At 67.4% G+C, this 19,094-nt stretch carries 20 protein-coding genes, 1 tRNA gene and 1 pseudogene; 12 read left to right on the forward strand and 10 right to left on the reverse strand.

Features of this window, described 5'->3' with window-relative positions:
• Positions 1-63: 63 nt before the first annotated feature.
• From LOS8367_RS01100 to LOS8367_RS01110, 3 genes and pseudogenes are all read left to right on the forward strand, one after another.
• Positions 64-1,188: an extracellular solute-binding protein gene (locus LOS8367_RS01100; protein WP_085894602.1), complete on the forward strand. Its 1,125-nt coding sequence runs from the start codon at positions 64-66 to the stop codon at positions 1,186-1,188.
• 107 nt (positions 1,189-1,295) lie between these two features.
• Positions 1,296-2,852, forward strand: a complete 1,557-nt coding sequence (locus LOS8367_RS01105) for an ABC transporter permease (RefSeq protein ID WP_085894603.1) — start codon at positions 1,296-1,298, stop codon at positions 2,850-2,852.
• 12 nt (positions 2,853-2,864) lie between these two features.
• A pseudogene (locus LOS8367_RS01110) lies at positions 2,865-3,710 on the forward strand (ABC transporter permease); the annotation flags it as partial.
• 109 nt (positions 3,711-3,819) lie between these two features.
• Here LOS8367_RS01110 and LOS8367_RS01115 read toward each other — a convergent pair.
• From LOS8367_RS01115 to LOS8367_RS01145, 7 genes are all read right to left on the reverse strand, one after another.
• Positions 3,820-4,749, reverse strand: coding sequence for an AEC family transporter (locus tag LOS8367_RS01115; protein ID WP_085894605.1), 930 nt, complete (start codon positions 4,747-4,749; stop codon positions 3,820-3,822).
• A 75-nt stretch (positions 4,750-4,824) separates the two neighbouring features.
• Positions 4,825-5,625, reverse strand: a complete 801-nt coding sequence (locus LOS8367_RS01120) for an MBL fold metallo-hydrolase (RefSeq protein WP_085894606.1) — start codon at positions 5,623-5,625, stop codon at positions 4,825-4,827.
• Positions 5,622-6,440, reverse strand: a complete 819-nt coding sequence (locus LOS8367_RS01125; protein WP_085894607.1) for a TatD family hydrolase — start codon at positions 6,438-6,440, stop codon at positions 5,622-5,624. The genes LOS8367_RS01120 and LOS8367_RS01125 overlap by 4 nt, the downstream gene beginning before the upstream one ends.
• A 6-nt stretch (positions 6,441-6,446) precedes the next feature.
• Positions 6,447-7,538 carry a DNA polymerase III subunit delta' gene (locus LOS8367_RS01130; RefSeq protein ID WP_085894608.1) on the reverse strand — a complete coding sequence of 364 codons (1,092 nt, stop codon included), beginning with the start codon at positions 7,536-7,538 and terminating at the stop codon, positions 6,447-6,449.
• A complete protein-coding gene (tmk, locus tag LOS8367_RS01135; RefSeq protein ID WP_085894609.1) occupies positions 7,535-8,167 on the reverse strand; it encodes a dTMP kinase in 633 nt (210 codons plus the stop codon). The genes LOS8367_RS01130 and tmk overlap by 4 nt, the downstream gene beginning before the upstream one ends.
• A 4-nt stretch (positions 8,168-8,171) precedes the next feature.
• A complete protein-coding gene (locus tag LOS8367_RS01140) occupies positions 8,172-9,422 on the reverse strand; it encodes a D-alanyl-D-alanine carboxypeptidase family protein (protein ID WP_085894610.1) in 1,251 nt (416 codons plus the stop codon).
• Positions 9,423-9,506: 84 nt separating this feature from the next.
• Positions 9,507-10,313, reverse strand: coding sequence for an SPOR domain-containing protein (locus LOS8367_RS01145; protein ID WP_085894611.1), 807 nt, complete (start codon positions 10,311-10,313; stop codon positions 9,507-9,509).
• A gap of 202 nt (positions 10,314-10,515) precedes the next feature.
• Between LOS8367_RS01145 and LOS8367_RS01150 the strand changes: the two genes are divergently transcribed.
• Positions 10,516-10,605, forward strand: a tRNA-Ser gene (locus tag LOS8367_RS01150).
• A 248-nt stretch (positions 10,606-10,853) separates the two neighbouring features.
• On the opposite strand, the gene LOS8367_RS18960 is transcribed toward LOS8367_RS01150, so the two are convergent.
• The gene (locus LOS8367_RS18960; RefSeq protein ID WP_165761364.1) at positions 10,854-11,018 is read right to left on the reverse strand and encodes a hypothetical protein; all 165 of its coding nucleotides are present in this window, start codon (positions 11,016-11,018) and stop codon (positions 10,854-10,856) included.
• A 421-nt stretch (positions 11,019-11,439) separates the two neighbouring features.
• Between LOS8367_RS18960 and LOS8367_RS01155 the strand changes: the two genes are divergently transcribed.
• The 8 genes from LOS8367_RS01155 to LOS8367_RS01190 all read left to right on the forward strand — a co-directional run bounded on the left by LOS8367_RS01155 (position 11,440) and on the right by LOS8367_RS01190 (position 17,488).
• Positions 11,440-11,637: a hypothetical protein gene (locus tag LOS8367_RS01155; protein WP_085894612.1), complete on the forward strand. Its 198-nt coding sequence runs from the start codon at positions 11,440-11,442 to the stop codon at positions 11,635-11,637.
• A gap of 193 nt (positions 11,638-11,830) precedes the next feature.
• Entirely contained in the window at positions 11,831-12,196 is a 366-nt protein-coding gene (locus tag LOS8367_RS01160; protein ID WP_165761365.1) for a hypothetical protein, read from the forward strand.
• Positions 12,197-12,429: 233 nt separating this feature from the next.
• Entirely contained in the window at positions 12,430-13,584 is a 1,155-nt protein-coding gene (locus tag LOS8367_RS01165) for a hypothetical protein (RefSeq protein ID WP_085894614.1), read from the forward strand.
• A 111-nt stretch (positions 13,585-13,695) separates the two neighbouring features.
• Complete coding sequence (locus tag LOS8367_RS01170; protein WP_085894893.1) at positions 13,696-14,577, forward strand: STAS domain-containing protein; 882 nt, start codon at positions 13,696-13,698, stop codon at positions 14,575-14,577.
• Positions 14,570-14,932: an STAS domain-containing protein gene (locus LOS8367_RS01175; protein ID WP_085894615.1), complete on the forward strand. Its 363-nt coding sequence runs from the start codon at positions 14,570-14,572 to the stop codon at positions 14,930-14,932. Before LOS8367_RS01170 ends, LOS8367_RS01175 begins: the two co-directional genes overlap by 8 nt.
• Entirely contained in the window at positions 14,929-15,336 is a 408-nt protein-coding gene (locus LOS8367_RS01180; RefSeq protein WP_085894616.1) for an ATP-binding protein, read from the forward strand. Before LOS8367_RS01175 ends, LOS8367_RS01180 begins: the two co-directional genes overlap by 4 nt.
• The gene (locus tag LOS8367_RS01185; protein ID WP_085894617.1) at positions 15,333-16,331 is read left to right on the forward strand and encodes a SpoIIE family protein phosphatase; all 999 of its coding nucleotides are present in this window, start codon (positions 15,333-15,335) and stop codon (positions 16,329-16,331) included. Before LOS8367_RS01180 ends, LOS8367_RS01185 begins: the two co-directional genes overlap by 4 nt.
• Complete coding sequence (locus tag LOS8367_RS01190; protein ID WP_085894618.1) at positions 16,328-17,488, forward strand: sensor histidine kinase; 1,161 nt, start codon at positions 16,328-16,330, stop codon at positions 17,486-17,488. Before LOS8367_RS01185 ends, LOS8367_RS01190 begins: the two co-directional genes overlap by 4 nt.
• A 135-nt stretch (positions 17,489-17,623) precedes the next feature.
• Here the strand turns inward: LOS8367_RS01190 and LOS8367_RS01195 are convergent, their stop codons facing one another.
• Positions 17,624-17,833 carry a DUF1127 domain-containing protein gene (locus LOS8367_RS01195; protein WP_085894619.1) on the reverse strand — a complete coding sequence of 70 codons (210 nt, stop codon included), beginning with the start codon at positions 17,831-17,833 and terminating at the stop codon, positions 17,624-17,626.
• 202 nt (positions 17,834-18,035) lie between these two features.
• Complete coding sequence (locus tag LOS8367_RS01200) at positions 18,036-19,061, reverse strand: substrate-binding domain-containing protein (protein ID WP_085894620.1); 1,026 nt, start codon at positions 19,059-19,061, stop codon at positions 18,036-18,038.
• Positions 19,062-19,094: the final 33 nt, after the last annotated feature.

The following is a 19,094-nucleotide window of genomic DNA, read 5'->3' on the forward strand; positions in this document are numbered from 1 at the left end:
GGCGTCGTCACCCGGACCGCGTCCCCTGTGAACCAAGAACCGGGTATTCAACGGGAGTTCTAAATGAACATCACACGTCTTCTGACTGCCAGTACCGCGCTCGTCGCCACGGCGACCATCGCCGGAGCCGAGAGCCACGTGGAAATGGCCGACGAGATGACCATCGTCAGCTGGGGCGGCGCCTATCAGGAGAGCCAGCTCAAGGCCTATGTCGAGCCCTATCTCGAGCAGAACCCCGGCGTGACCGTCACCTGGGACGAAAGCTCGGCCGAGGCCGTGGCCAAGCTGCGCGCCCAGAACGAGGCGGGCAACGTCACCTGGGACCTCGTCGACGCCACCGCCGCGGACGCAATGCGCCTGTGCGACGAGGGTCTCGCGATGGAGATCGACCCGGATGAGGATCTCGCCCCGGCGCCGGACGGCACCCCGGCCTCCGAGGATTTCGGCGAGGAGATGCTGGTCTCCGACTGCTTCATCCCGCAGATCGCCTACTCCTACACCTTCGGCTACCGCAACGACGTGGCCGAGTGGGAAGGCCGCGAGCCCGACGACATCTGCGACGTCTTCGATCTCGAGAACTTCCCGGGCCAGCGCTCGCTCGAAAAGCGGCCGCATAACAACCTCGAATGGGCGCTGATCTGTGACGGCGTCGCCTACGAGGACGTCTACGACGTGCTCGAGACCGAGGAAGGCCAGGACCGCGCCTTCGCCAAGCTCGACACCATCAAGGACGAGACCATCTGGTGGTCCTCGGGCGCCGACACGCCGCAGCTGCTCGCCGATGGCGAAGTCGTCTTCGGCTCGACCTACAATGGTCGCCTGTTCAGCCTGATCGTCGAGCAGGATCAGCCGGTCAGCATGATGTGGGACACCCAGTCCTACGATCTCGACGGCTGGATCATCCCCGAGGGTCTCGACGAGGCGTCGCTCGCCCGCGTCAAGGACTTCCTCTACTTCGCGACTGACACCCAGCGTCTCGCGGACCAGGCCAAGTACATCTCCTACGGCCCGGCCCGCAAATCCTCCGCACCGCTGGTGGGTCAGCATGCCGAGCTCGGCATCGACATGGCGCCGCACATGCCGACCAACCCCGAGAACGCCACCAACGCCTTCGTGCAGAACTATGAGTGGTGGGCCGATTACCGCGACGACCTGGACAGCAAGTTCCAGGCCTGGCTCGCCCAGTAACGTCGCGCGCCTGAGCGCATGAGGGGACGGGGCCGCTGCGGCCCCGTCCCACCCCCAAACCCGGAGGCATGATGACCGACAGCGCGACGACACCCCCGAGACAGCCGATGGCGGCGCTCCCGGGCGGCGAGGTGACCGAAGAGGGCCCGATGCTGGCCGCCGATGGCAGGCCGCTCAAGCACAGCCTGAACCGGGCGCTGCGCCGCGAGAAGCTGCGCGCCTTCCTTTTGGTCTCGCCGCTGCTGATCTTCATCCTCGTGGCCTTCGTGGCGCCGATCGCGGACATGTTGTTCCGCTCAGTCGAGAACCAGATCGTCTCCGAGACGCTGCCGCGTACCGTCGCGGCGCTGCGCGAGGACCAGAACCTGCCCCAGGCCGCCCCCGGCGAGCCGGTCTACGAGGCGCTCTACACCGATCTCTTCATCGCCGCCGAATACAAGAGCCACACCCGGCTCGGCAGCCGCCTCAACTACGAGATGACCGGCCTGAGCTCGCTGTTCCGCGGCACCGGCCGCGACGTCGGCCGCTTCGACACCGACATCTACACCGACCAGTTCATCGAGGCCGAGCCGGCGCTCGAGGACCCGGTCGCTTGGACCAACTGGATGGAGCAGGACGAGATTCGCGCCGGGCTGCCCTTTACCGCCGATGCGTGGGACGCCTGGGTCAAGCTGACCGTCGAGGCCAACGAGGACGATCCTCTCGAAGAGGATGTCGAGGATTTCGTCTATACCGCGCTCTACCGCGATCTCGCCAACGGTGCCGATCCGGAAGGGTTCCCCGATGTCGACGTCTCGGAGTTCGAGACCGTCTCGATCAAGGCGCTGTTCGAGGAGTCGGACGAGGATTGGGTCGATCCCGAGATCTGGCAGGTCATCAAGACCTACAGCCCGGCCTATACCGACGGCTATTTCCTGAATTCGGTCGACATGATGAACGGCCCCGACGGCGACGCCCAGTGGCGCCCCGCCGACGAGCAGATCTATCTCAAGCTGTTCTGGCGCACGATGTGGATGTCGCTGGCGATCACCTTCTCCTGCATCCTGCTGGGATACCCGATCGCCTACCTGCTCTCGACGCTGCCGCTGCGCTCGGCCAACGTGCTGATGATCCTCGTGCTGCTGCCGTTCTGGACGTCGCTGCTGGTGCGCACATCGGCCTGGAAGGTGCTGCTGCAACAGCAGGGTGTGATCAACGACACGCTGGTCTGGCTCGGCATCGTGTCCGACGCCAACCGCCTCGCGCTGATCAACAACGCCACCGGCACGGTGATCGCGATGACGCATATCCTGCTGCCTTTCATGATCCTGCCGCTCTATTCGGTGATGAAGACGATCCCCCCGAGCTACATGCGCGCCGCCAAATCGATGGGCGCGAATGACTGGACCGCCTTCTGGCGGGTGTGGTTCCCGCTTTCGGTGCCGGGCATCGGCGCGGGCAGCATCCTCGCCTTCATCCTGTCGATCGGCTACTACATCACGCCCGAGATCGTCGGCGGAACCGAGGGTGTCTTCATTTCGAACCGGATCGCCTATCACATCTCGTCGTCGCTGAACTGGGGCCTCGCGGCCGCGCTGGGCACGATCCTGCTGGCGCTCGTGCTCACCCTCTACTGGGTCTACGACCGGATCGTCGGCATCGACAACGTCAAGCTGGGAGGCTGAGACATGGCTGGACTTCCCCCCTATGCCTCGACCGGCCAGAAGGTCTGGCACTATTCCTACCTGGTGATCTGCGCGGCGATCTTCTTCTTCCTGATCGCGCCGATCCTGGTGATCATCCCGCTCTCCTTCAACGCGGAGAACTTCTTCACCTTCACGCCCGAGATGCTCAGGCTCGACCCGGAGGGCTACTCGCTCAAGCACTACCGCGACTTCTTCGGAAACCCGGATTGGCAGGTGCCGCTGTGGAATTCGCTGAAGATCGCGCCCGTGGCGACCTTCCTGTCGGTGGCCTTGGGCACGCTCGCGGCCATCGGCCTGAGCCAGCCGCACGTGCCGTTCCGCCGGGCGATCATGGCGATCCTGATCTCTCCGATGATCGTGCCGCTGATCATCTCGGCCGCGGGCATGTACTTCTTCTACAGCCGGATCGGGCTGCAGGGCACCTACTGGGGCGTGGTGCTGGCCCATGCCGCGCTGGGCATTCCCTTTGTGATCATCACCGTGACAGCGACGCTGGTGGGCTTCGATCGCTCTCTGACGCGCGCTGCAGCCAATCTCGGGGCGGGGCCGGTGCGTACCTTCTTTAAGGTGCAGATGCCGCTGATCCTGCCGGGCGTGGTCTCGGGCGGCCTGTTCGCCTTCATCACCTCCTTCGACGAGGTGGTGGTGGTGCTCTTCGTGGGCTCCGCGGGCCAGAAGACGCTCCCGTGGCAGATGTTCACCGGTCTGCGCGAGCAAATCTCGCCCACCATCCTCGCTGCCGCGACGGTGCTGATTTCGATCTCGGTGGTGCTGCTGGTGACGCTCGAAGTGCTGCGGCGCCGTTCCGAGCGGCTGCGCGGCATGTCGCCGGGCTGAGGCCCGCCGCCACCGCCGACCGCGACGCGCCGCCCAAAGAGCGGGGCGTTGTCATTCCGGGACAAGATACTTCAAAGGATCTTGTCCGAACCCTTCCAAGGGTTCGGCGTCAGGGCAGCAGCGCCAGCCAGATGGTGGCCGACAGTACCGAGGCCACCGTCCCGATCAAGACCGCCGAGGCGGCGACGCGCTTGGCGTGGCCGTAGATGCTGGCAAAGAGATAGGCGTTTACCCCCGGCGCCATCGCCGCGGTGATGATCGCCGAGCGGAAGGCCGGAACCTTCAGCCCGACCAGCGAGCCCAGCCCCCAGACCACCGCCGGATGCAGCACGAGCGACACCGCGACCACGTAGAGGATCACCCGCATGTCGCCCTCGGGGCGGTATCGGTGGAGGATGCCGCCCAGTCCGAACAATGCCGCCGGCAATGCCGCTCGTGCCATTAGCTCCAAAGCCTCGATCAGCACCTCCGGCAGCGGCAGCCCCGACAGGTTGACCGCTGCGCCCATGAGGATGCCGAGGATCAGAGCGTTGCGTCCCATGCCGCGCAGAACCTGTGCCGGCAGTTCCCTGAGCGAGCCGCCCTTGGCGCGGGCGAGTTCCATCGCCGTAATGCCCACCGCGTAGCAGAACGGCGAATGCAGAGCGATGATCGCGAAGTTGGCCTGCAGCGCATCGGGGCCATAGGCGCGCTCGGTGATCGGCAGGCCCAGAAGCAACGAGTTCGAGAACAGCCCGACGAAACCGATCGCAACCGCATCCTCCCAGGAACGGCCGAAAATCAGCCGCGCACCCAAGAGCCCTGCGGCGAAGCCCGCCAGCGCCCCGGCATAGAAGCTGCCCAGAAGCGCCATGTCGAATTCCTGCGCGAGATCGAGCCGCGCGATGGCGAGGAACAGCAGACAGGGGATAGCGAAGCCCTGGGCGAACTTCATGAGCCCGTCGATCGCGGGCTCGGTGATCCAGGCGCGCCACGAGGCCAGATAGCCAAAGCCCAGCACGAGGAAGACCGGCAGGGTGACGGTGAGCAGCAGGATCATCCGAAGGCCTCCGCGCGGGCGGGTGCCGCGGATATGCGTCAGGTCGAATTGGTGAAGGGGCGGGACCCCTTCGCCCTAGAGATCGAAGGCGAGCGTCATCCCGTCGAAGGCCGGGGAGACGTGCTCCGGGGTTTCGGCTTCGAGCGTCGCGTAGTCTAGGTCGAAATGCATGTTGGTCAGAACCGCCCGTGCCGGTGCGGCCCGTGCGATCCACTCGAGGGTGAGGTCGAGATGCGCGTGGCTGGGATGCGGCTTGCGTCGCAGCGCGTCGACGATCATGCAGACGAGCCCGTCGAGGTGGCGCCAAGCGGCGCCGGGGATCTCGCTGACATCCGGCAGGTAGGCGAGCCCGCCGCAGCGCAGGCCCAGCGCCGTGATATCTCCATGCACGAGATCGAAGGGCGTCAAGCGGATCTCGCCGCCAGCGCCGTCGATCACGATTTCTCCCTCGATCCGATGCAGATCGCAGATCGGCGGGTAGGACGAGCCCGGCGGCGTCTCGAACGCATAGCCGAAGCGCTGTATGAGCGCCGCATGGGTCGGCGCGTCGGCCCAGCACTGCAGCCGGCTGCGCATGTTGAAGGCGATCATCCGCAGGTCGTCGATGCCATGCACATGGTCGGCATGGGCATGGGTCCAGACCACGCCGTCCAACTCGCCGACCTCGGCCGCGAGCAGCTGCGCGCGCAGGTCGGGGGAGGTGTCGATCAGCACCCGGGTGACGCCCCTCGGCCCATGGCGGGTCAGCAGCAGCGAGCAGCGGCTTCGCGCGTTGCGCGGCTCGGCTGGGTCGCAATCGCCCCAGAGATTGCCCAGTCGCGGCACGCCACCCGAAGAGCCGCAGCCGAGAATGCGCGCCTCCAGACGGTCGCTCACGCGGGGCTCCGTTCCGGGGTCCAGGCGGCGGCCTTGGCAAAGAGACGGTCGAAATTGGCCGAGGTCCGCGCCGCGAAATCCGGCAGGGACAGGCCGAAGAGATCGGCGCCGACCTTGGCGGTATGCGCGGTATAGGCGGGCTCGTTGCGGCGCCCGCGATGCGGCGGCGGCGCAAGATAGGGGCTGTCGGTCTCGACGAGGATGCGGTCGAGCGGGGCGGATGCGAAGATTTCGCGCAGCTCCTTCGAGCGCGGAAACGCGGCGATGCCCGACATCGACAGGTAAAATCCGAGATCGAGCGCCGCGCGGCCCAGTGCGGCCGAGGAGGAGAAACAGTGCATCATGCAGTCATAGGCGCCGGCCGCGTGCTCCTCGGCGAGGATACGGGCCATGTCGTCATCGGCGTCCCGCGCATGGATGATCAGCGGCAACCCGGTACGGCGCGCCGCCTCGATATGGATGCGCAGGGACTCCTGCTGCACGCCCTTGCTCTCGGCGGTGTAGTGGTAGTCGAGCCCGGTCTCGCCGATGCCGACCATCTTGGGATGCCGGGCCAGGACCTCCAGATCCTCGACCGAGGCCAGCGGTTCGTCGGCGGCGCTCATCGGGTGGGTGCCCGCCGCCCAGAAGACCGGGTCATGCGTCTCGGAGATCGCGCGCACGCTGTCGGCGTTCTTCAATTTCGTGCAGATCGTGACCATGCGGGTGACGCCGGCGTCGAGCGCCCGCGCGATGACGGCCTCCCGTTCCTCGGCGAAGTCGGGGAAGTCGAGATGGCAATGCGCGTCGACGAGCTGAAAGTCTTGAGAAGTCATCTGGCCTCAGGCTGCGGCGGATCCGGCTGCGGTGGCTTCGATCCTCAGCAGCATATCTAGAAGCAGCGCCGAAGGGTCAAGGTTGACTGCCCGCCCGTGCCGCGCCCGGGCCGAAAGCTCCTGACCCAGCTCGGCGATGCGACGCGCCGCCCGCGCGTCGGGCGCCAGCGTCATCAGCAGCCGGGCCTCGCCGGGCGCGCCTTGCAGGTCGGGCTCGCCCATCAGTCCGGCACGCGCGGCGCGGATCAGCAGCAGGTCGATCAGGTCCAGCATCAGCGGAAAACGCAGCTCGGCACCCTTGCCGCCGCAGGCCTCAGCCATGGCGATGGCTCGGGGGCGGTCGATATGCGGCAGTCCCGACAGGAGCCCCACGAGATCGGCATAGAGCGCGCGCCCGTCGGACTGGGCGATCCGCGCGGCGCCGCCGACCGACCCCGCGGCCAGAACGGCAAGCGCCTCGGGAGCTTCGCTGGAAACCCCGGCCTGCGCCAGCGCCTCGGCCAAGGGGGCGGGCTCCAGCGGTCGCAGCCGCAGCACGCGGCAGCGCGAACGGATGGTCGGCAGCAGGGCGGAGGGCTGGTGCGAGATCAGCAGCAGCGTGGTGTTGGCCGGCGGCTCCTCCAGTTCCTTGAGAAGCGCATTGGCGGCTGAGACGTTCATCTCGTCGGCGGCGTCGACGATCACCGCGCGGTGTCCGCCATCGGCCGAGCTGAGATGGAAGAAGCTTTTCAGCTTGCGCATCTCCTCGACCCGGATCTGCGCCGAGAGCCTGTCGCCCTTGTCGTTGGGCCCACGCTTGAGCACGAAGAGCCGTGGGTGCGATCCGGCACGGATGCGGCGCAGGTCGGGATCGTCGTCTTGCAGATCGAGCCCGTCCGCGGCCTGGCGCCCGGCCAGCAGATGTGCCGCGATCCGATAGGCAAGGGTCGCCTTGCCGACCCCCATCGGCCCGGTGAGCAGCCAGCCCGAATGCAGCCGCCCGCCGGCCTGTGCCGCGAGGAACTCGGCCTCGGCAGCATCCTGGCCGAGCAGCCGGGCGGTTTCGCGCGGATGCGGCAGTCCGGGCAGGCCGGTCGGATCGGGAAGATCCTCGCTCATGGCACGAGCCCCAGGCGGGGCAGGGCAATGTCGGCGATCTCCGCCGCCACGGATTCGGGCGTCCGGTTGCCGTCGATCACCTGAAATCGCCGGGGCGCATCTTTTGCGAGACCGAGAAAGCCCGCGCGCAGGGTGTTCTGGAAGCCGAGGCCCATATCCTCGAACCGGTCCTCGCCGGAACCGCGTGCGAGGCCACGGGCCAGGGCCGTGGCCGGGTCCATATCGATCAGGAATGTAAGGTCGGGCTCGGTGCCGATCATCAGATCGTGCAGGCGGTCGACCGTCGCACGCAGATCGCCACGCGTCGCGCCCTGATAGACGCGGGTGCTGTCAGCGAAGCGATCGGTGATCACGGTCTGGCCATGGTCAAGGGCCGGACGAATGGTCCGTTCCAAGTGATCGCGCCGTGCCGCGGTGAACAGCAGCAGCTCGGTCTCGGCCGACCAGCGGGCGGTGTCCCCGGTGAGCAGCAGCTGCCGGATCTCCTCGGCGCCTGGGCTGCCGCCAGGCTCGCGCGTCAGCACCGTCTCGTGGCCTAGACCACGTAGCCGATCGGCCAGCAGCCGCGCCTGTGTCGATTTGCCGGAGCCGTCGATGCCCTCGAAGCTGATGAAGAGCCCTGTTGCCACGGGCTCAGGTTTCGTCGGCTTCGGCTTCGGCCGGTGCCTCGGGCTCCGCGGCTGGCTCGGGCGCCGGTTCCTCGGCCAGCGGATCCAGCCCCGGCAGGGTGACCCCTTCCGGGCCGAACCGGTCGAACAGCACCGTGGCCGCGACCTTGACCCGCGGCATGAAGCCGCCGCGCGCCACGGCCGTCTCGGCGACCAGCGGCACCCGGGTCTCTGACATCCCCTCACGCGCGATTACCAACTCGGCCAATTCCTGACCCTGTTCGATCGGCGCCTCGATCGGGCCCTGATAGACCACCTCGGCCGCGAGATCGTCATTCGACATCACCGGCAGCAGCACCGACACGTCATCGGCCAGGGTCAGACCGACGCGGTTGCGCTCGCCCATCCAGACCTCGGCCTCGGCGATCCGGGTGCCGGCCTCGCCTATGTCGCGCTGCGCGAACTGGCGGAACGACCAGTTGACGATGCGCTCTGCCTCGACCCGGCGAGACTCGGTGCTCTCGAGACCGGTGATCACGAAGATCACCCGCCGGTCGTCCTGCGCGGCCGATCCGACGAGGCCGTAGCCGGCCTCGGAGGTGTGGCCGGTCTTGAGCCCGTCGGCGCCGATACCGAGGCCCAGGATCGGGTTGCGGTTCTGGCTGTTGGAGGGCACGCGACCGTCGAACTCGAACTCCTGTTCAGCGAACATCGGGTAGAAGGTCGGGAAATCGCGGATCAGGTGGCTCGCGAGGATGCCCAGGTCGCGCATCGACATGCGCTGGTTCGGGGCGGGCCAGCCATTCGAATTGGCGAAAGTGGAGTTCTCCATGCCCATGTCGCGGGCCCGCTCGGTCATCAGCCGCGCGAAGCCGGCCTCGGTGCCGTCGGGCGACAGCGCCTCGGCGAGCACGGCGGAGGCGTCGTTGCCCGACAGCACGATGACACCGCGCAGCAGATCCTCGACCCGCACCCGGTCGGTGGTGTCGAGGAACATCGAAGAGCCGCCATAGGAGGCGGCGTGCTCGGACACCGGGAGCCGCTGGTCGATCGACAGCCGCCCCGAGGCGATGGCCTCGAAGGCCATGTAGAGCGTCATCAGCTTGGACATCGAAGCGGGCGGCAGCGGCTCGTCGGCATTCTTGGCGAGAAGCTCGGTCCCCGTGGTGTGGTCGAGCACATAGGCCGCTCGGGCGGGGGTGTCGAAGCTCTGGGCGCGCGCGAGCGGCGCGAAGGCCACGAGCGTCGCGGCGGCGAGAAAGACGGCACGGATCATCTGGGGTCGCTCCGGTCGGTTGGCGGCCGCTCGTCACGGCCGGCGGAAGGGTCTGGCCCGGGCCTCAGGCGGCCCGGCTCCTTGTCAGTTTCGCACGAAATAGGCGTCTGTGAAGCCCAGCGCCTTGACACGGGTTAGGGCGGCGTCGCGCGCGGCCTCGTTCTTGGCCGGGCCGACGATGACACGCCAGTAATCGGCGCCCTGGATCTGCGAGGCCACGACGCGCGCGCCCAGCCCCTCGACCTCCATCGCCGTCGCGGTGTCACGGGCGTTGGCTTCGACCGAGAAGATGCCAATCTGGATGAAGGGCCGTTCAAGGGTGCTCTCGGCAGGGGCGACGGGTGCCGGCGCAGAGGCAACCGCGGTCGTCTCCGCCGCCCCGGTATCCCCGGAGGCGGGCGGCAGAGGCACGGCGGCGATCGGCGTGGGATCGTCGAAATCCGTGGTCGCCCCCGGCGCCTCCGGTGCGGCGGTTTCGTCACGGCGCAGCGCAGTGACGTTGAGCATCGCGGGCGCCCCGGCGAGCATACCGAGCGCCTCTGCAGCCTCCGAACTGACCTGCAGCGCCGGGCCCGGCGTCTCGCGCTCGCGGCGGAACAGCGCGCCGATCACGAAGCGGCCATTGGCCTGGTTGCGGATCACTACCTGGCCGATCTGCTCCACATCGACCTCGGGATAGGCGACCCAGACGCCGCCCAGCGACGGCCGCCCGTCCCACAGGCCGGGCTCGGTAACCTGGAAGATGCCGGGCGCCTCGACATCGCGCGACACGATCTCGGTACGGCTGGGATCGCCGGGGGAGGAGGTGCCGCCGGTTTCGCCGCAGGCGCCCAGCGTCAGCAGCGCGCCCAGCAGCATGGCGACCGGCCGCACGGAATTGGTGGCTGTCATGTGACGTCCCTCGATTGCCCCGCTCGGACCGTTGCCCGGCCCGCTCTTGTTTCGGCGCCGCGGCCCGGCAGGCCGGGGCGGCGCGACGCGAACATATCGGGGGGACGGCCGCAATGAAAGCGGCTAGCGCCGCCCGGGGCGGAAAATCGCGTGATCGGAAGCCCTTCCCGAATCGCCGCGCAGTGCTTAGGCGAGGCGCGCCGGAGGAGTGGCAGAGTGGTCGATTGCAGCGGTCTTGAAAACCGCCGTGCGTGAGAGCGTACCGTGGGTTCGAATCCCACCTCCTCCGCCATCTAACTGATACGTAGCCGACGGCTTTGCATCTTAGTTCGTTCCGGCGCCTTCAATCCACCTCCTCTTTGTTCCGTATCGAGTTCGGCCGGGGCTATGTCCTGCTTTGTCGAGGCGGGAGATGGGAAATGGAGTTGGTCCCCAAGGTAAGGCGGCAAGTGTCCGCGATAGCGGCCTAGAGTTGGGCTGCGTAGCGGGACCTTCGCGCATTCGCGGCACAGGCCCAAAAGAGGCCAGCGAGGAAGGCTGTCACAGGGTGGGGCGAAAGGCTGCTCCGGCAGATTCCACCGGTTGGCGAGGGTGGCCCGCTACTTCCACATTCGCACACAAGCGCAGGCCCAGCAGGGCGACGATACCGATGCCCGTCACGAAAAAGAGGGTGGAAAGGAAACGCAATGCGTAGTCGGTCGTCACGATAAGCAAACTCACTCGGTAATTCGCCACTTCATTGCCGTTCGGCAGAGGCCGGAATGTGGCGAGCAACGGGCGGAGTGTAGCGAAGATCTGGCTGCGGAACTCGATCGTATCCTCGCAAGCGGAAGGTCCCCTCGGCCGCTGCGTTTTTCAGCGGCACTGGTTTCTGCACCTTGTAGCCTGCCGGCCTCGTGGTGGCGGCTTCCGGCTCAAACGGTCGCCTCATTCTACGACGGAGGCCTCGGCGCGGCGGCTCTACAAGAGGTCATGTCAGTGTCGGTCTTCAAGGCAGAACGATGAAATGTCGATGCTCTTTTCGTACCTTGCCGAAGGCGGGAGCGTGGCCGCCCTATACCTCCGCAGAGCCTCGCCCTCCCATTGCTCAGCTGCGGAGGGCGTCGAACTGGACTATTGTTAAGGTATGAAAACGGTATCCCCAGACCTGTTTGGCATTTCTCCTTGGGCTTGGCTCCTCGTGCCGGTCTTGTGCTTCCTGCTGGTCCATTACGCGGAGCAAACCGGATCGTGGCGCGATGCGGTGATGCGCATTGCAAGCAGCACGCTGATAGCCGCGGGCTGTCTGGTGCTGTTGCTTCTGGCCGTCGTTACGACAACCTAGGAGCGGCGTCCGGTTGCCGCAGCCGCTTTCTCAGTCCTCCACGAGCCGACGGCATCTGTCGTGACAAGGCCCAGATGTTGTCGGCATGGTGCCATGACCGCAGGCCAAGTTCTTCCAATGGGTCGGCACGTCTGCCGAAGCCAGAGCAAGAAAGAGGATGGACATGGCACTATACGATCTCGTTCGCTGCAAGATGGCTCTGCCGGCCGAAATCACCGCTGTCACCGAGTGGCGCACCAGAAGTTTCGGACGTGGCTTTCAGACCTTCGAGATCGATGGCGAGGGTGCCCTGCGCCTGTTTCGCCTCGAGCGGCAGCTGCACGAGGATCACCCGCCTCGGCCAGCTTTGCTGGATCCTGATTATACCGATTGGCTTCGGACCTGGACTAGGCTCGAGACCGGCCTTTCGGCCATGCAGGACTTCAACGGTGTTCTGACGCTCGAAGGACGCGACACCGATGGGGAGGAGTGGATGATCGAGACCAAGGTTGTCTCCGGTCAATGCGAACCTTTCCGTATCAGCCGCGGCCGGGTGGAACTGCCCGCAGTGGCCGCCTGAGGGTCGTGCCAGCGTTCGAATAACGCAAGCTTCGGGCTGCACTGGTTGTCGACGCATTCATGCGCCCACCTCTCATGCCGCTGATGGCCGAGCGCCGATCAGATGTGTCGGCGGGGCAATGGTGAAGCCAAGTCCATGGGGCCTGTCTGGCCGCAAGCCTCTGCGAGGTGGACAAGTACTCGGGTATCTGTCCAGTCTGGCGGGCGCGGCACCGGGGCGGATGAGGGCGATGCATGGCCAAGACGAGCAGGAGCGGTGGGCCGAGCGCGCTCGACCTGCTGCGGGTCGAAGTGCTCGCTGCGCGGATCGAAGCCTTCGGCCGGGCCGATCCAGATGCCGGCAATCTATGGCGCTCGGAGCTGGCGGTGGCCGAGGCAGTGGCCTCGGTGGCACTCGAAGGGCGCCGACTGTCCGAGACCGAGCTGTTACCGCGGATCGCGGGCGGTGGTTCCGGCCAAGGCGACCCGGTCGCGGGTGAACTGGCGCTGGGGCTGATCCGCGCCCTCAAGATGCCCGGCGACCCGATAGCGCATCCCGACAAGACGATCGCCCGGCTCGAACGGCTGGCAGGAGGGCTTGCGGAAGTCGAACGGGGGGCGAACTCGGAGGAGGTCTTTGCCGACCCGGCGGCGCTTGCCGCGTGTCTCTCGGCCTTACATCCCGACGATCCACCGATTCTCGCAGCGCTGAGGGTCAGCGCGGCCTATGGCCTTGCGACGGAGCGGGCCCACCCGATGGTCGAGCGAGCCTTGTTCATGGCGGTCGAGAGCGCCCGGCGCCGCCTCACGCCGGGACCCGGCGTTGTCGTAGCCTTCGAGGAGGACCCGATGCGCGGCCTGTCGGGACGGGTCGACGCCGATTGGGTCGCGACCCCCGCGCTGGCGCTCTCTGTAGGGCGCTACCGGCCCTGGTCCCCGGGCAGCGTCGCGGGGATGACCGAGTTACTCGATGGGCTGGGCACGGTATTGGGCATGGAAATCGGGCGGATCGGCCGGGCGCGTGACTGGCTGCGCCGGGCCCGCGCCTGCGGCGAGGGGCGACACGGCCGGTCGCGGCTGGGTGATGCGGCACAGGCATTCGCCTCGGCGCCCTGCCTGACCTCGAACCTTTTGGCGGAGCGCATCGGTGTGACGCCGCGTGGCGCGACCAACCTGATCGACGAGCTGGTGAGCCTCGGCCTGCTGCGCGAGATCACCCGTAGACGGACGGCCCGGATCTGGTCGGTGCCGGGCCTGGCCGAACGCTTGGCGGCGCGGCCGCGACGGGCGGGGCCGGCGCCTACGCCCGCGCCTCAACCGGACCCCGAGGCGATGACGCGCGCCTTCGCCGAGCTCGACGCGGCGCTGGGCCGGGCCGATGCGCTGCTGGGGCGCCGCCGCAAAGGCTGAGCCGCCGCATCGCGCCGCCGGGCCAGTTCCCGCCAAGTGAAGCCGTACAAGCCTTTCCTTCCCTGTCGCCGCACCATATCCGTATGTCGCCGTGACCAGTTAGGACCGATGATGACCGTTGCGCCGACCACCGAAGTGAGCCGCCTCCTGCGGGAAGAATTCGACAGCGTTCTCGACGCTTGGTTCGCCACCCAGAAGCGCGAGGGCGTGCGACGCCCCGACCTGTTCTCCGACCGCGAGAGCCGGCGCCAGCTGTCCGATCTGCTGCGGGCCTTCTCCGAGGCGCTGTCGCGCATCGACATCACCGAGGCCGTCGACATTGATGCCGACAACTGGTCCGAACTTCGCATGGCGCTGTCGGAGATCACGCTGGTGCGCACCGAGCGCGGCGTCGCGCCATGGGAGATGACGGCCTTCATGCTGGCGCTGAAGCAGCCCGTCTTCGAGATGCTGAGCAAGAACCTCGCGGATCGGACCGACCGTCTGCTCGCCGAGGCTGCCGATTTCGGCCGCGTGGTCGATGCGCTTGCAATGCATATCAACGAATACTTCATCGCCGAGCGCGACGAGATCATAGAACGCCAGCGGGCCGAGATGATGGAGCTCTCCACCCCGGTGGTGCAGCTGTGGGAACGGGTGCTGACCATCCCGCTGATCGGCACGCTCGATTCGATGCGGGCGCAGGAGGTGATGGAGAACCTGCTGAATTCCATCGTCGAGCACAGCGCCGAGGTAGTGATCGTCGATATCACCGGCGTGCGTGTGGTCGACACGCAGGTCGCGCAGCACCTGCTGCGGACCGCCGCGGCGGTCCGACTGATGGGGGCCGAGGCGATCATCTCGGGCATCTCGCCCAAGATCGCCCAGACCATGGTCGAGCTTGGCGTCGACGTGGGCGAGGTGACGACCCGCCCCTCGATCCGTGCCGCGCTCGCCGAGGCATTCCGTCGCGTCGGCTTCCAGATCAGCCGCATCGAGGACACCCGTGTCTGAAGCGGCCTCGATCTACACCGTCGACAAGGTCCTGCTCGTCGCGATTCGCGACAACATCACCGACACCGACATCATCAACCTGCAGGAGGATCTCTCCGAGCGGATCGTGAGTGAGGCGGCGCGTGGCGTGGTGATCGATATTGCCGCGCTCGAGATCGTCGATACCTTCGTCGGCCGCATCCTCGCGCAGCTTTCCTCGATTTCGCGGCTGTTGGCGGCCGAGACCTACATCGTGGGCATGCGCCCGGCGGTGGCGATGACGCTGGTCGAACTTGGCATGGATCTGCCGGGCTCGAAAACGGCGCTGTCGCTGAGCCACGCGCTGCGCGCGCTGAAGGCCAAGGGTCTGGCGTGAGCGGCCCGCCGGCGCAGCCGGCGGGGCGGGTGGAGTTGCGGCAGGAGCGCGATGTCGCGGCAGCCCGTATCGCGGTGTCGAAGGCGATGGACGCGCTGAACGCGCGGGCGCTGCGCAAGACCCGCTTCGTCACTGCCGTGAGCGAGATCGCCCGCAACGCGCTCGACCATGGGGGCGGCGGCGTGCTCGAGATCTATCGCCTTGATCGCCCGCGCCGCATCATGATCCGCTGCAGCGATCAGGGGCCCGGCATCGCCGATATCGATCAGGCGATGACGGACGGCTTCTCGACCGCGCGGAGCATGGGCAAGGGGCTCGGTGGTGCGCGGCGGCTGGTCGATGCCTTTCGCATCGAAAGTCGCGTCGGGGCGGGCACCACGATCGAGATGGAGGCCAATCCATGAGACATGTCGTCGATATATCCGATCCCAGTGCCGTGGCCGAGGCGCGGCGGCTGGCGCGCGCTCTGGCCGACGAGTGCGGGCTTTCGGTCGAGCGCACCGAGGCGATGGCGATCGTGGTCACGGAAATGGCCACCAACCTCCTGCGTCATGCCCGCGGCGGGCAACTCCTGCTGCAGCGCCAACCCGGTACCAGGTCCCGCGTCTGTATCGCCGCCATCGATGCCGGACCCGGTATCGCCGATATCGGCCTCGCCCTGTCCGATGGATTTTCCACCGGTTCGAGCGCCGGTGGCGGGCTCGGTGCGATGCGCCGCTTGGCCGATAGCTTCGAGATCCGCTCGACGCCGGGGCAGGGTACCGTGGCCGTCTGCGGCTTTGGCCCGGCGCCGGTGCTGGCGGGGGTCGAGATCGGCGCCTTTCTGATGAACTACCCCGGCGACCGCGCCTGTGGCGACGCGGTCTTCGCGCGCGATGTCGCCGGTCGTGTCGACCTGCTCGCCGTCGACGGGCTGGGCCACGGCCCGCGCGCCGAAGTGGCGGCGGCCGAAGCGGTGGCGGGAATCGAACCCCTCCGCGGCGAGGACCCTGCGCGGCTGTTGTCCGAGTTGTCCGCCCGGCTTGCCGGCAGCCGCGGATCCGTGGCGGCGCTGGCGCAGATCGAGGCGGCGGATGGGCGGCTGCGACTGGCCGGAATAGGCAACATCGCGGCGCTCTTGGTGAGGGCCGATGGGCAGGTGCGACGTCTAATAAGCCGCGAGGGGCGGCTAGGCGGCGCGGTGCGCCTGCCCCCGGTCGAGAGCGCGGAGATGGGCCGGGGCGACGTGCTCATCCTGCATAGCGACGGCCTTTCGACGCTGCGCAGCCACGCGGAACTGCCCCCACTTGCAGGAATGAGCAGCGCGATGATCGCGGCACATCTGATGCGCGACCGTAACAAGGGACGCGACGATTGTTGCGTGCTGGTGGCGCGGCTCGCTTCGGAGGACGCCGAATGAGACTGACCACGCTGAAGATCGAGGCCGACGAGGACATCGTGCGGCTGCGCATGGTCGGTCAGGAGGTGGCGCGGCATTGCGGCTTTGCCAAGTTCGCCGAAACCCGGATCGTCACCGCGCTCCTCGAGCTGGGGCGCAACATCATCCAGCATGGCGGCGGCGGGCGGATGACCCTGTCGCTGGAACCGGTGGCCGGCAACCTCGAGCTTGCGGTGGAGGCGATCGATCAGGGGCCGGGCATCCCCGATCTGGAAGCCCGCCTCGCCGGGGGCGACCCTCTGCCCGGCGCCGGACGCCAGCCGGGGCTCGGCCTCGGGCTACGCGGCGTGCAGCGCATCGCCGACCGGATGGAGGTCGACAGCGGTCCCGAAGGGACTCGGATCAAGGCCGGCTTCGACACCCGTCTCGCCGCGAACGAGGCGGCGCGCATCGGCGCCGCGATCGGCGAGGCGCTGGCGGCGCTGCGTCGCGCCGATCCCGCCGCGATGCTGGCGCAGCAGAACCGCGACCTGCTCGACGCCATCGAGGAACGGGACCTGCTCATGGCCGAGGTGCATCACCGCACCAAGAACAACCTCGCTCTCGTCACCGGGTTGATGCGGCTCAGCCGCAACGCGGCCCAGAGCGAGGAGACCAAGCGGGTGCTGCGCGATCTGGAGCTTCGGGTGCGGGCGATCACCACGATCCACGATCAGCTGCAACGCGCCGCCGCCGCCGATCACGCGCCGCTGCTGCCGCTCTTGCGCGATGTGGCCGAGCACACGCGTCAGGCATTCTCGACGCCCGATCAGGAGGTCACGGTAGTCGTCACCGGCGAGGCGCTGAGCCTGTCGGGCAATGCCGCGACCGATCTCGCCCTCGCGGCGGGCGAGCTGATGACCAATGCCTGCAAGCACGCCTTCGCGGATCGCGAACGCGGTCGCCTCCATGTCTCGCTCACGCGGGAGGAGGGGATGCTGAAGCTGGTGGTCTCCGACGATGGCTGCGGTCTCGCGCCGGGGATGGAACGGCCGGAACGCTCGGATTCGCTCGGATGGCGGATGATCCGGACCATGGTGCAGAAGCATGGCGGCTTCGTGCGCACCTCCGGCGGCAGCGAGGGGCTGACGGTGGAATTGGGCTTTGACGAGGCGCAGCTCGGCCTGCATCAGGCCTGAGCGCAAAAGAAAGGCGGCGGTTCCCGGGAGGAAGGAAGCCGCCGCCGCTATTTCGAGACTTGCTGGGGAGGATCAGCGCCGTCTCGAAAGGTAAACACCAAGACGCTGGAAAAGGTCCGCGCCTTGGCCAAAAGGTCAGGCGCGCCGCGCCGCCTGGGTCGCGATGTCCTCGATCATGGCGCGGTGGATGCCCAGATCGGCCAGCTCGCGCTCGCTGAGCGCCGAGAGTTCGCGACGGGTGATGCGATAGGCCTGCGATTGGGCGCGGCGCTCGGCGATGCCGGCGAAGAGGCGAGCGAGCAGGGAGGCGGGGCGGGCGGTCTGGTTGGTGCTGAAGGTCGTCATGTCTCTTGATCCTTGGGCGTCGAAGGCGGCCTCTTGGCCGCGATATGAGGTAGGCGTCGTCATCGGCGCCGATGAGCCCCATCTGGACCTTCGGACCCGCCGCTACCACATCCAAGCACGCCGCAGCGCCCTGCAGACACTGCATGGCCCGTCACCCCTTCGATGCCCCTTGGAACAAGAATTTCCGAACCGTTTCGGGGTGCTAACTGTTAGGCGGCGCGATCGATCCCGCTTCGACGATTTCGAACCCGCCCAACTGCTGCAACTCGGCCAGCGGCTTGCCCTCGATCGCGCCGATCAGTCCCTGCGCCAGCGGCTCCCAGCTCAGCGCCAGTGCCGAGCGCGTGCCGGAGCTGGCCGGCAGGGACATCAGGTCCTCGCCCGGCAGCATGTCGTCATGCACCACCACCGACACGTCGCCCGGCACCTTCAGCCCGAGCATCGACAGCGCGTTGTAGATGCCCTTGGCGATCAGCATGTTGCCTGCGATCAGGGCGGTCGGCGCTGCCTCACCATTCATCATCCGCAACGTGGCAAGGGCTCCGACGCTTTCGGTCATCTGCCCGTGTTCGTGCAGATCGGGGTCGATTCCGAGGCCGGCCTCGCGCAGCGCCATTTCCCAACCGGTCCGGCGATGCGCCGCGTAGCAGGTGGCGGCGATGCCGTTGACGAAGCCGATCCGCCGATGCCCGGCGCGCAGGAGCATCGCCGTCAATTCGCGCCCGACGGCGATGTTGTCGATGTCATAGAACGGGTAATCGGGCTTCGCTGTGCCGCGTCCATGCATCACCATCGGCACGCCGCGGCGGCGCAGATAGGCGACCCGCGGGTCGTTCTCCTCCGGCTCAATCAGCACGAAGCCATCGAGCGAGCCGCCATCGATCAGCCGACGATGCACCGCGACCACGTCCTCGCCCTCTTCGGCGGCATGCAGCACGAACAGCCGGCCGCGCCGCGAGAACGCGCTCGACAGCCCGCGCACCATCTGCACGAACATGCTGTCGCGCGGGGTCCGGTCCTGCGGCGGCAGCACCAGCCCGACAATGCCGGAGCGCCCGGAGGCGAGTTTGCGGGCCGAAAGGTTCGGCCGGTAATTCAGGGCGTTGGCCGCTTCGCGCACACGGATCTTGGTCTCGGCGCTGACATCGTCATGATCGTTGAGCGCGCGGCTCACCTGCGTGACCGACAGGCCGGTGCTGGCCGCGATGTCCTTGAGCGTTGCCGACATGTCTTTCCCTCGATGCGCGGTTGCAACTTGCCA

Origin of the sequence: Limimaricola soesokkakensis (assembly GCF_900172345.1) — a bacterium.
In the GTDB taxonomy this organism is placed as follows: domain Bacteria; phylum Pseudomonadota; class Alphaproteobacteria; order Rhodobacterales; family Rhodobacteraceae; genus Limimaricola; species Limimaricola soesokkakensis.